Consider the following 11,866-nt stretch of genomic DNA (forward strand, 5'->3'; position numbering starts at 1 on the left):
GTTTACACCCTCCCCCTAATGCAAGATCCTGACATCGTCAGGAAGCCTGCGTAAACATCCCCCCTTTCTTTAGCTTAGCGCTGTCTTTTTGCAGCAACTGACTAAATTCGTGTTTTATCTCTTATAGACTGCAAGTTATCGTTGATTTTAAGTGAGTGAGTAATACAAAAAACAAGTATGTTGGCATAACATTGATTAAGCCCTAGTTAAGCGCCCTACCCAACATAAAGTTGGCTTATTCCTCTAGCCAAAAAACCAGTAGCAAACGGCAATCGCGGCTACTACGCCTGCTAGCTCGGCGAGTAAGGCGCAGCCTACGGCGTGTCGGGCGCGCTTAATGCCTACCGCGCCAAAGTATACCGCTAATACATAAAAGGTGGTTTCGGTACTGCCCTGTATAGTGGCGGCTACTAAGGCGGCAAAGCTGTCTACGCCTTGGCTTTGCATGGTTTCAATCAGCATGGCTCGCGCTGCACTACCCGAGAACGGCTTAACCAGCGCCGTGGGCAGTGCGTCCACAAAACGCGAGTCCCACTGCAACCACTCTACCAGCCAACGAATGCCATTTAAGCCAAACTCTAATGCGCCGGAAGCGCGCAATACGCCAACCGCACACAGCATAGCAATCAGGTATGGGAGGAGATCTTTGGCGACCTGAAAGCCCTCTTTCGCGCCCTCCACAAAGGTTTCATACACAGGTATTTTGCGCGCCATGCCCAGCAGCATAAAGCCAATAATAATGCCAAATAGCGTGAGATTACCCAGTAATGAAGAAAAGCTCGCTAACGCGGTGGCACTCAGTGTGCCCAAAAACGCCATAAATAAACCGAGCAATAAGGCACAGGGCACTAAATAAGCCAGCACTATGGGATGCCATATTTTAAGGCGCTGCATAACAGCGACTGATAATAAGCCCATTAAGCTTGAGGCACTGGTAGCAAGTAAGATAGGCAAAAATACTAAGGTGGGATCCGCCGCACCCTGTTGTGCCCGATACATAAAAATGGTCACCGGCAATAAGGTCAAAGATGAAGCGTTAAGGACTAAGAACAAAATTTGCGCATTACTGGCACTACTCTCAGAGGGATTAAGATCTTGTAGTGCGCGCATGGCTTTTAAACCAATGGGTGTGGCGGCGTTATCTAGCCCTAAACCATTAGCCGCAAAATTGAGCGTGATTAGCCCTAATGCCGGATGGTTACGTGGCACCTCTGGCATTAATTTTGAAAATAAAGGACCCAGCAATCTAGCGAGCACATCCACTAGCCCCGCCTTTTCGGCAATCTTTAAAAAGCCCAGCCACAGTGTGAGTGTGCCAAACAGCAGTAGCATAATATCTACGGAGAGCTTAGCCATATTAAACAGGCTTTCCACCATGGCGGCCCAAATTTCTGGCTCTCCGCCCCACCAGCGAGTAAGGCCTGCAACAAACGCGACTAAGAAAAAACTGAGCCATAAGCCGTTTAACATAGCGCTGTCCTTAGTGCAGTTGGTGAGTAAGCGATAATAACATGGCCGCCGTTTGTGCATCTGGCTGGCCGTTATGTAGTTGTGGGCGATATTTCATTTGAAAAGCCGCCACTACATTTTGAGTCGCCTTATCTAACTTACCATGACGTGGCACGGCGTAGCCGATCAAGGCAAGTTGTTCTTGAAACCAAGTAATGCTGGGAAGCTGTTGGCTAAACTTAGCGGTATGGCGCGCCACGTCTTTTGGCTCAGGCCATAAAATTAAGCCCTCAGCCGCTAATTTATGCCAAGGAAATAATGGACCCGGATCCACTTTACGCTGCGGAGCGATATCACTATGGCCCACCACACTGCGGGCAGTGAGACCATGGCGGCGCATTATGTCCTTAAGCAAGATGATCAGCGCTTTAATCTGCGGTTCACTCCAGACCTGCCATTCTCTTCTTCCGGCAGCGTTTAGCCGATAACCGTGATTGACCATTTCAATACCAATGGAGCTGGAGTTTAGCCAGGTGCGCCCTGCCCACTCGCTGTTCCCTGCATGCCAGGCCCGCTTATTTTCATCCACTAGCCGATAAACCGTTGCCGGATTATTATTAATCAAATAATGACTGCTAACCTGCCCTTGGGTGAGTACCTTTAATGAGCGTGATAAATCGCTGGAGGTATAGTGCAGCACGATAAATTGTACGCGGCTATCTTGGCCAATTGAGCGATAACTGTCGTTATAGTGGCTACTAGAGCAAGCCGCTAACAACCAAGCGGCGGCAAGTACTATATAGAGTTTCATAAACAATCCATTGTTAATAAACAAATGCGCCTAAAGTAGCCTGTTAAGCCCGTTGTTTCAGTAATTAACGGTTCTTTCTTGTAAGCTCAGATGGCAATACGGTGATGTTACATACAATATTTATCAATACGTTTGTATGTTGGCATAACTAAGCTGCTACTTGAGCTTAGTACTAATAAGTCGCACTCTGTTAAGCACACAGCCTAAAAGGGAGTGATAAATGTTTCACAGTAAACGTGGTGCTCGCGCCCAAACTCGGGGCGAGGAGCGTGCTAATACCTTAAGTCATGGCCTAGGGTTAGTGGTGGCGCTAATTGGCGGCCCCTTGCTAATTATGCAAGCGAAATTAGTGGGTGATACCGCTTTTATTATCGGCGCCAGCATCTTCGCCCTTTCTATCATATTCATGTATTTAAGCTCTGCTATTTATCATGGTTTGGCGGTGGGTCAGGCTAAACTGACCTTTCGGGTGATTGAGCACTGCGCCATATTTTTGCTTATTGCGGGTACCTACACCCCTATTTTGTTGGGAGTATTAAACGGCGCTTGGGGCTGGAGTTTATTAATACTGGTGTGGTCCATTGCTCTATTAGGAATAGGCCTTAAATTATTTGCTCAGCATCTACCGCTTGCTTTGTCTACGACACTGTATTTACTCATGGGCTGGGTCATTATTATTGCCATTGTACCATTAATCGCAGTGATGCCGAGCGCAGGTATTTATTGGTTATTAGCGGGTGGAATAAGTTACACACTAGGAGTTGTGTTTTTTATCCTTGATGATCGCCTTCCCTATGCTCACTTTATTTGGCATTTATGGGTATTAGCTGGGACTTGCTGTCATTATTTGGCTATTTATTGGTATGGGGCTTAAATTTTACTGCCCCCACCAAAGGGACTGCACGCTGCCCCTATTTTAAAGCCAACTCAGCCAAGCTTAGGGCACCTGCCAACGAGGCAGCCGCGGCAATAAAGCGGCCATTATGGCAAAAGCGGGCATCGCTAACGCCGGTAACTTGTTGCAGCTCCTCTTCAGTTAACCCCGCCCAGCTAGCAGGTAGCGATTTTTTATTAGTAAAGGAGTCGGGTGTCACGGCCACCGCTTGTATCATCCACTGCAACGCGGGTGAGGGATAAATAACATACAGTGCTTGCTCACCCTGTTCGTGAATGGCTTGTTTCCAAGGCAAATATTGTTCTAGCACTACAATGCGCGGATCTTCTGCTTGCTCAATAGCTTGAACCACTTGCTGATAGGCGTTGAGTTTTGCCTGATGGCTTGCGATAAAGCGCGTTAATATTTGGCTAGCAAAGGTGACGGCCTGCTTAAAACAACTATCAAACTCTGCAGGCTCTTGCCAAGTAGGGTTAAATAAACCAATGGTCTGGCTTAAGCTCACTCCCCGCTCGCCCTCCCCCGTAATACGCCCCTGACCGGTATAGCCACAATCTATCGCATCAATCACAGACACTAACTCTGTGTCTAGCGCCTGCCAAAGTGGCTGACTTCCTTGGCAAATATCTAAGCCAAAGTGGCGCCAAACTAGACCAAAAGAAGAATAAGGAATGCCATTATCACGCTCACCGGCGCCATGGCGTTGATGGTGATCAAAGCGCCCTTTTGCCGCGTCATATTCTTGGCCAACATCCACTACGATATCACCCGCAGCAATTAGCTTAGCATCACGGGTGCGCACCACCTTGGCATCAGGAAATAACTGCGTGAGGGCTGCCACACTAAATACATCATCGGCATGAAACTTACCGCTATGAGTTACGATGGTTATTGTCATTATTATTACTCTTGATATTAAGAAGGCTCGTTAACCATATAAAAATGCTAAGTAGCTTGCGCTGTTAAACACTACTAACGCTATGGTAAAGCTATTGCCAAAAATTGCACTGTTCATTGGGACTCTTAAGGCGGCACTATAAAGTAATGGTCATCCTTACCGCGTCTTATTTTAATAACACAAGAATGACTCACGCTGTTTAAGCATTTAAAAATTAAAAGCCTGTAATTTTAGCATAAAGCACTACCACCTTTAAAAAAACACCGAGCCTACATTTACAACAACAGAGTTTAACGCTAAAAACAGCACCGTTTTGATAGGGTTTACTTGCTAGAGAGCACTGTTACACTGCGCCTCTTGCTTGATAATCTTAGCCGCCCAAACGGTAATTAATGTGATGAGTGTATAACCATGCCAAACCTATTAGCTGCTAATGTTGCAACGGACTTTTTAAGCCTTGGCCTTGAGCCTCGTTTAGTGGCCGCCCTACCCAGCGCCTGTGAGGTGCCCACTGCGGTGCAGCAACACACCCTGCCCCTTATTATACAAGGGCAAGAAGTAGTGGCATTAGCGCCTACCGGTAGCGGAAAAACATTAGCCTTTGGTTTGGGCGTGTTACAACAGCTTGTTAATCAATCACTCACCTCCTCATTAAGTCCAACCTCAACCGCGGTTAAACCGAGTGCTATAACAGCGGTGATCTTGGTTCCTACTCGAGAGCTGGCTACGCAAATTAGTGCCGTGCTCTTACCCTTAGCTCAAAGCGTCTCATTGAGCGTGGCCACACTGTGTGGCGGCACAGAGATCACCGAGCAAGCAGCAGCCTTAAAACGCCAGCCTGCCCAAATAGTAATAGCCACGCCCGGGCGGTTACTGGACTTATTGCGCCAAAAGTTACTCTCCCTTAAGGACGTCCAACACTTAGTACTGGATGAAGCGGATCGTTTATTAGACATGGGGTTTTGGCCGGATGTGCACACTTTGATGCAAGCTTTGCCGGCGTTGCAACAAACTTTATTATTTTCAGCCACCTTGTCGCAAAATTTAGAGACAAAACTTCAAGAAATAATCCCTAACGCGCATCGCTTTAGCCAGCGTCGTCAAAACACCGTGGTCGCAAACATCACTCAGCGTTGTTACTTAGTCAATAAAGGCAGTAAAGCCCAAGCCTTAATCGCTCTGCTAAAAAATGAGCTTAGCGCGTTGCAAGTCTTAGTATTTATTAATGCCAGAGACAGTGCCGATGCGCTAAGTAAACGCTTAAATAAAGCCGGTATTAAAGCAGCGGCACTGCACGGTGAAAAAAATCAAAGTGAGCGAGATCAGACCTTGCAAGCTTTTAGAGACGATGAGATCAAGGTTTTAGTTGCCACCGACTTATTGGCGCGGGGCATAGATGTGCCCGCCCTGCCAGTGGTAGTGAATTTAGACTTACCGCCTAGCGCGCCCGTGTATGTGCATCGTGTGGGGCGTACCGCTCGCGCCGGCTTAAGCGGCTTGGCGCTGTCTTTAGTTTGTCATGGCGAGGCGAGCGCGCTGGCGGCTATTCGTGAACTCACAGGGGAAGCGCTGCCTTTACTGGCATTAGAGGGGTTTACAGTCACCGATCAAGCCGCCAGTACTACTCCTAATAAACGAGCGCCACGGGATAAAAAAGCCAATCGACGCACCATGAAGCCGCGCAGGTAAGTTAAGCGCTGACTTGCTAATATAGGCCATACCGATTTTTTAAAGAGAGTAACTATGAGCCCCGAGGCGCTAGCAGAATTTTTTAGCCAACTTCAGCATAATTTATTCCAACAATTAAGTCATGACGCCACAGAAACCCGACGGGTGTTTCATGGCCGCGGGCGTTGCTTTGTTGGGCTTGAGCAGCTAACGGCAGACTGGTTAAGTGGCCAACTCCTTATTACGTTGTTTAAAGAGCCAGAGCCGGAATTTTTAGTACTACTCATGCAAGGCTTAGTGGCCATGACCGAACAAGACGTTTGGCAAGTAAGTGGCGCGCAGGCGTTATTGTTACAACATAGAAAACGTGCGGGCTCACCCATGGAGGTGGTGTGGGGGGAGCTTAACGGGCGCCCAGTTATTCAAGAGCAAGGGCTTAAGTATCAATTAAACTTAGGGCGCAATCAAAATCACGGGTTATTTTTAGATATGCGCTTGGGTCGTCAGTGGGTACGCGAGCAAGCCCGGCAAAAACGGGTATTAAACTTATTTGCTTATACCTGTGGTTTTTCCGTGGCCGCCCTCGCTGGCGGCGCAGAGAAAGTTGTGAATATAGATATGGCAAAAGGCATGCTCAATCGCGGTCGAGAAAATCATCTTCTTAACCAGCAGGATGTTAAAAAGGTGACCTTTTTAGGCCACGATATATTTCGCTCTTGGGGTAAGCTGCGCAGTTTGGGGCCCTATGAGCTGATTATTATTGATCCGCCCTCTTTTCAAAAAGGCAGTTTTGCCGCCACTACCGATTACCATAAAATTTTACGCCGTCTCAGTGACTTACTCGCCAAAGACGGACAAGTCTTAGCTTGCGTAAATGCGCCCGCGCTGCCCAGCCAATTTTTAATCGACAGTATGACCGAGCATGCTCCTCAATTAACCTTTGTTGAGCGTTTAGCCAACCCACCAGAATTTGCTGATAGCGAGCCAGAAGCAGGCCTTAAAGCACTGGTGTTTAGAGGCTAAGTACCTACGCATGCTTGAAACGCACCACTAATTCGTGAAGCTCATCCGCTACATCCTTTAAATAACTTAATGAGTCAGAAGCTTGGCTGGCACTGTCGGCACTGGAGTCTGCCAGGCCGGCAATCGTCACCACTTGGCGGTTGATGTCTTCTGCGACCTGAGCCTGCTCTTCTACGGCAGCTGCCATCTGAGTTGACATAGTAGCAATCTCGCCCACTGAGTCGGCAATACCTGCCAACATAGCGGTGCTTTCAATAACGCGCTCCACCCCAACATCAGCATGATGAGTGCCTTGCTCAGCAATGCTTACCGCTTCAGTGGCGCGCTGACTGAGCTCATGAACAATAAGATGAATTTCTTGAGTGGAGTCTTGGGTACGCTGTGCTAGGTTTCGTACTTCTTGGGCGACTACGGCAAATCCTCGGCCCTGCTCACCGGCACGCGCCGCTTCAATAGCGGCGTTTAGCGCCAGCAGATTAGTTTGATCGGCAATTTGCTCAATCATTTGGGCCGCGCTGGCAATACGTGTGGTTTGTGCAGATAGCGCAGAGACTGAGCGACCAATATCGGACACAGTAGTACGTAGTGTTTCTATAGATTGCTTAGTTACTTCGCCAATTTGCGTCCCTTGAGTGACTAAGGTGTTGGCGGTATCGGCCGCTAAAGCAGTATCACTCACATGACGTGATACTTCATGAATAGTCGTACTCATCTGATGCATGGCGGTAGCGACTTGTGCCGTTTCACTTTGCTGGCACTCTATTTCTAAGCGCGTATTTTTGGTTAAGCTAAGGCCTGCATCTGTTTGGGCCGTCACTTGGCGAGCAGCATGTTCAATGCGATAAATCACAGTGCCTAAATGAGATTGCTCACTCATAATGGCCACCTTTAGCGCCCCTAAGCCATCTTTATCATTGGTATAGCTTTTTACGGCTAACTCGTGGCTAAAAGCATGACTTAATAATTGCTCAAGGGAAGTCAGTGCTTTTTGTCGAGCGCGTGCTAGCCACACCCCATAAATCACGCTGCAAGAGGCCAATAACAAATGAGCACTGGAATTAAACCCCGTCTGCCATAACAGTGCCCAAGCCAGCAACGCGCAAATCAAGAGCCAATGGGGTAAGGCGAGATGGGGAAAAGCGGTCTTTTTTTGGCGGGCGTGCTGAGGGCTTAGGTTGTGTAAACGCGCATATAATCGTTCGGTGCGCTCAACATCTGCTCGTTTAGGAATAGAGCGTACCGATTCATAGCCAATAATTTCGTTGTGCCGGGTCATGGGAGTAACAAATGCATCTACCCAATAAAAATCACCGTTTTTACAGCGATTTTTAATGATACCCATCCACGGCTTACCTCGCTTAATATGCTCCCACATCACCGCGAAGGCGGCACTCGGCATATCGGGATGGCGCACAATATTATGGGGTTGGCCTAGTAGCTCTGCTCGGGAAAAGCCGCTCATTTCTACAAAGGCATCGTTACATTCTATTATATTGCCTTGTTTATCGGTGACGGTGATCAGTTTCTCTAAGCCAACAAAGGGCTTTTCTCTGTCGGTAACAGGAAGATTTTTTCGCATGATATATTGCCTTACTACACAGAGAGTAATAACTAAATTTTAAATAATAAGTAGCGAAATTAGCCATTAAGTTAACGAGTATTTAACCGTTTTGCAGGCTAACGCTAATTTATATATGATTGAGACCGGCGTCTCAGACTTCCCTGTGCAGATAACGGCTCACACGACGCATCATGAGCGAGTTAATTATAAATTAAAAACTCTTCACTCCCTATTTTTAATTAACTTTTTTAATGGATAAACCAAAAGTATCTTTTAAAAAGCATATTAAACAATATTGTTTCTTGGCTAATAGCGAATGTTAAACACTAAGCAAGGAGTGGCATGCAGTTCGTTTTATCTATTACTCAACCCTTAGCAAAATGGCTAGCACTCAATTTATCGCCCCCACTTGCTCAGAATGGCAAGCGCATAACGACTCAACAGCTCATCAGTGATAGCCAACAAATGGCTTGGCAATGTCATGTGTTAGCGCAAAATGGTTTACCAACATTAATATTAGCCATGGAAGCTTACAGCCGTTACGTGATTGTCTTGCCCTTTAGCGGGCCTCCTAGCCAAGCTGAGTTGGAGTACGCCTTATTAGCCCGTTGGGGTAATGAAGCGCTGCACTTAGCAATAGAGAGTGGGGCTATTAATGATGATGAACTGCCATTAATGGTCGATGCTTTTAGCGCTCATCCTTGTCAGGCTCAGTGGATACTTAATACCGACTTAAGCATTCAAACTCACCTTAACCAAGCCGCTAATTATTTAGAGCAAGCTTTAGCAAAAGAGCCGCGCCAGCTGTTAGATGAACAAGAGTGCTATATGTTAGGTGCCAAGATGAATCAGCAACAAAAAACAGTAATGGGCGCTAATAAAAAATTTAGGCCCATGGTGCGATTTTTAACACAGACATTATATCGCTTTGGTGAGGGTTTAGCAGAGCGCGAATATCCTAATACAAAAGTGGGTAACTTTCCTTGTCCCTATCCGCAACCCTTAATAAAGGCGAAGGTAATAAAGCTAAGTGATTATAAAAAGCAGCGCTTTAAATAATACTTAAAATAAATCACTGATAACAATGGCGTTATTAATTACTAAATTTAATAGCATAACCATCAGCAGCCCGGCCACATGGGCTGGGCTGTTTGCCAAGGGCTAGTTACGAAAGTCTTTCGGACGCTTACCACTAGGAAAGTCGTAAATTTTGTCTGGATAGTCAGGTCTAGGTTGATGGGTGAAAAATTCAGCCACATCAACGGCATCTTGATCATCTAACACGCCGCCCTCACCCCAGTTACCCTGAGAGTTTACACCCATGGGCATATTATATTTAATAAAGGCTGCCGCTTTATAGGTGCGTGCCATACCCGCCCCAAGATTAAATGACTCCTCCCCCCACAGCGGTGGAAACGCCATTTCGCCACTGGCATCACGAGTTCCTTCACCTTCTTTACCATGACAAGCGGCACATTGCTGAGCATAAATACGCGCCCCGCGAATAGGATCAGGGGTTAAGCTCGTATCAAGCGGGCCACTATTTTGAATTTGCACTTTAGCGCCATGAGGCACCTCTTGCGCCAGCCATTTCATGTAGGCAATCATGGCCTGCATTTCTTTGGAGTCATCGGCTAAAGGTTTGCCATTCATGGAGCGTTGCATACAGCCATTAATTCTATCTTCTAGTTGAAAAATGCGCTCGGCTCTGGGATTCATTTGCGGAAAACTATTAACAGTATTGATATAGGGCGCACCTTGCGGCTTTTTACCTTGTTCAATATGACAGCTATTGCAGTTCATATACGCGCCCACATAATCGGGCATTAAGCGCTTAGTTTCATTTAATAGGCGTTTACCATAAAGAATTTGCTCACTATTTTCATGATTAGCGATGTCAGCATCTTTTGGGATCACATAATCTTGAAGCGCCTTGCCATCTTTATCGAGCACCTTATAACGCACTTCATCGGCGACGCCCTGGCTTGCGGCCAGCATCAGCACCAGCCCTAAGGCGCTCGCAAAGCGAGATTTAAAGACGAAGTTATTCATGTGAGCCTCCTTGAACTAACGTAATAGGCTGATCGCTTGGCAAATTAGGCGATTTATTATGTAGAAAATCACGAATATGACTCACCTGCTTGCTGGTCACCATTGGCGCTTGGTTTTGCCAACCATTACGAATAAAGTTCATCACGCTCACTAACTCTTGATTGGTTAAGTGATTAAAGGCAGGCATGGCAAAGTCCATTAAATCGTATTCATTGCTCGGCATCAGGCCACCTTCAAAGGTAATTTGGATCACCGACTGTGGATTTTTTGCAAAAACAGCAGAATTACCCGCCAAGGCAGGAAAAATACGCGGGATGCCCTTGCCATCGGCGCGGTGACAAACCTGACAATGCTCCACATATAAGGTGGCCCCCTCATCTAAGCTTTTCCCCTCCCGTAACAGTGCGGTAGTGGTATCAGGTTTAGGGGCAAAGTTTAAAATTTTATTTTTAGCAGGCGGTAATTGCTTTAAATAACTCGCCATGGCGCTAATATCTTCGTCTTTCATATAGCGCGTACTGTGCTCAATCACCTCTGCCATGGCACCAAATGCCGCCACCGTATCGGTACGACCGGTTTTAAAAAAGAGCGCCAGCTCCTCATGGCTCCACGAAGCCAAGCCTCGGGCTTCACCCCGCAAACTCTTTGCGCGCCAACCATCGATAACAGCGCCGGCTAAAAAGTCACTGTTATCCCCGGTGGCTAAGCTCATGGCTTTTTCTTGATAAGCCAGTCCACGGGGCGTATGACAAGCGCCGCAATGACCAGGGCCTTCAACTAAGTAGGCGCCACGATTGTCTTGCTCACTTAAACGAGCATCAACAATAAAGTCACGCTGTGGTGCAAAAATTAGCTGCCACCAGCTCATGGGCCAGCGCATATTAAGCGGCCAAGGAATGGTCGACTCACCATTAGCTTGGGTAACAGGCGCCACGGCATGCATAAAGTAGGCGTATAAATCTCGGATATCCTCATCAGGTATGATGGCATAAGATGGATAAGGCATCGCAGGATAGAGCGGTCGGTTATCTGGGGTAACACCATGTTTTACGGCACGATTAAAATCCGCCAAGCTGTAATGGCCAATACCGGTGTCAAAATCGGGCGTAATATTAGTACTATAAATGGCGCCAAGAGGCGTTTGCATGGCTAAGCCACCGGCATAAGGTTGGCCACCTGGGCGAGTATGACAAGCAACACAATCGGCGGTGCGGGCAATGTAGGCGCCCTTAGCAATGCTGGCGCTCGTAGCAGTGTGTTCCGTTAGCGCTAAGTCTTGGCCACGGTGTTTACTCAGAAAATGAGCGCCTATGCCCCCGACCCCACTTCCTACTATGACTAACATGGCCGCTAAGCTCAGTGCTTTTTGCATGGTTCCCATTAGAAATACCTCAAGGTAGGGAATGGCTTATTTAGCCCTAGCATGCAGCCTTAGCGCAGCCCACTCTATTGTGGTTTTCCACATTTAAGTGCGATTATTGAGCTGGCGCAAAAAAAACGTAAATAATG

General features: G+C 47.1%; 10 protein-coding genes. 4 read left to right on the forward strand and 6 right to left on the reverse strand.

The annotated features are described in order from the left end of the window. Positions 1-243: 243 nt before the first annotated feature. Positions 244-1,470 (reverse strand): nucleoside recognition domain-containing protein, encoded by a 1,227-nt coding sequence (locus tag CBP12_RS03475; protein ID WP_086962991.1) that lies wholly within the window; start codon positions 1,468-1,470, stop codon positions 244-246. A gap of 10 nt (positions 1,471-1,480) precedes the next feature. Continuing rightward, on the reverse strand, positions 1,481-2,260 hold the full coding sequence (locus tag CBP12_RS03480; RefSeq protein ID WP_086962993.1) for an N-acetylmuramoyl-L-alanine amidase: 780 nt from the start codon (positions 2,258-2,260) through the stop codon (positions 1,481-1,483). A gap of 220 nt (positions 2,261-2,480) precedes the next feature. On the opposite strand from CBP12_RS03480, the gene trhA reads away from it, so the two are divergent. Then, positions 2,481-3,134 (forward strand): PAQR family membrane homeostasis protein TrhA, encoded by a 654-nt coding sequence (gene trhA / locus CBP12_RS03485; protein ID WP_086962995.1) that lies wholly within the window; start codon positions 2,481-2,483, stop codon positions 3,132-3,134. A gap of 37 nt (positions 3,135-3,171) precedes the next feature. Here the strand turns inward: trhA and CBP12_RS03490 are convergent, their stop codons facing one another. Further along, positions 3,172-4,053 (reverse strand): MYG1 family protein, encoded by an 882-nt coding sequence (locus tag CBP12_RS03490; RefSeq protein WP_086962997.1) that lies wholly within the window; start codon positions 4,051-4,053, stop codon positions 3,172-3,174. Between the two features lie 411 nt (positions 4,054-4,464). Here CBP12_RS03490 and CBP12_RS03495 point away from each other — a divergent pair, with 411 nt between their 5' ends. Both CBP12_RS03495 and CBP12_RS03500 read left to right on the forward strand, forming a co-directional pair. Further along, positions 4,465-5,742: a DEAD/DEAH box helicase gene (locus CBP12_RS03495; protein WP_086962999.1), complete on the forward strand. Its 1,278-nt coding sequence runs from the start codon at positions 4,465-4,467 to the stop codon at positions 5,740-5,742. Between the two features lie 54 nt (positions 5,743-5,796). Next, positions 5,797-6,744 carry a class I SAM-dependent methyltransferase gene (locus tag CBP12_RS03500; RefSeq protein WP_086963002.1) on the forward strand — a complete coding sequence of 316 codons (948 nt, stop codon included), beginning with the start codon at positions 5,797-5,799 and terminating at the stop codon, positions 6,742-6,744. 4 nt (positions 6,745-6,748) lie between these two features. On the opposite strand, the gene CBP12_RS03505 is transcribed toward CBP12_RS03500, so the two are convergent. After that, the gene (locus CBP12_RS03505; protein WP_086963004.1) at positions 6,749-8,323 is read right to left on the reverse strand and encodes a methyl-accepting chemotaxis protein; all 1,575 of its coding nucleotides are present in this window, start codon (positions 8,321-8,323) and stop codon (positions 6,749-6,751) included. A gap of 324 nt (positions 8,324-8,647) precedes the next feature. On the opposite strand from CBP12_RS03505, the gene CBP12_RS03510 reads away from it, so the two are divergent. Further along, on the forward strand, positions 8,648-9,364 hold the full coding sequence (locus tag CBP12_RS03510) for a hypothetical protein (protein WP_086963006.1): 717 nt from the start codon (positions 8,648-8,650) through the stop codon (positions 9,362-9,364). A gap of 102 nt (positions 9,365-9,466) precedes the next feature. On the opposite strand, the gene CBP12_RS03515 is transcribed toward CBP12_RS03510, so the two are convergent. Then, positions 9,467-10,357, reverse strand: coding sequence for a c-type cytochrome (locus tag CBP12_RS03515; protein ID WP_086963008.1), 891 nt, complete (start codon positions 10,355-10,357; stop codon positions 9,467-9,469). Further along, complete coding sequence (locus tag CBP12_RS03520) at positions 10,350-11,738, reverse strand: c-type cytochrome (protein ID WP_198341848.1); 1,389 nt, start codon at positions 11,736-11,738, stop codon at positions 10,350-10,352. The genes CBP12_RS03515 and CBP12_RS03520 overlap by 8 nt, the downstream gene beginning before the upstream one ends. Positions 11,739-11,866: the final 128 nt, after the last annotated feature.

The organism is Oceanisphaera avium (assembly GCF_002157875.1).
GTDB lineage: Bacteria > Pseudomonadota > Gammaproteobacteria > Enterobacterales > Aeromonadaceae > Oceanimonas > Oceanimonas avium.

Coding starts and splice junctions, on each gene's coding strand:
- CBP12_RS03475 (WP_086962991.1), bottom strand. CDS start 1,470: ATGTTAAACGGCTTATGGCTCAGTTTTTTCTTAGTCGCGTTTGTTGCA.
- CBP12_RS03480 (WP_086962993.1), bottom strand. CDS start 2,260: ATGAAACTCTATATAGTACTTGCCGCCGCTTGGTTGTTAGCGGCTTGC.
- trhA (WP_086962995.1), top strand. CDS start 2,481: ATGTTTCACAGTAAACGTGGTGCTCGCGCCCAAACTCGGGGCGAGGAG.
- CBP12_RS03490 (WP_086962997.1), bottom strand. CDS start 4,053: ATGACAATAACCATCGTAACTCATAGCGGTAAGTTTCATGCCGATGAT.
- CBP12_RS03495 (WP_086962999.1), top strand. CDS start 4,465: ATGCCAAACCTATTAGCTGCTAATGTTGCAACGGACTTTTTAAGCCTT.
- CBP12_RS03500 (WP_086963002.1), top strand. CDS start 5,797: ATGAGCCCCGAGGCGCTAGCAGAATTTTTTAGCCAACTTCAGCATAAT.
- CBP12_RS03505 (WP_086963004.1), bottom strand. CDS start 8,323: ATGCGAAAAAATCTTCCTGTTACCGACAGAGAAAAGCCCTTTGTTGGC.
- CBP12_RS03510 (WP_086963006.1), top strand. CDS start 8,648: ATGCAGTTCGTTTTATCTATTACTCAACCCTTAGCAAAATGGCTAGCA.
- CBP12_RS03515 (WP_086963008.1), bottom strand. CDS start 10,357: ATGAATAACTTCGTCTTTAAATCTCGCTTTGCGAGCGCCTTAGGGCTG.
- CBP12_RS03520 (WP_198341848.1), bottom strand. CDS start 11,738: ATGGGAACCATGCAAAAAGCACTGAGCTTAGCGGCCATGTTAGTCATA.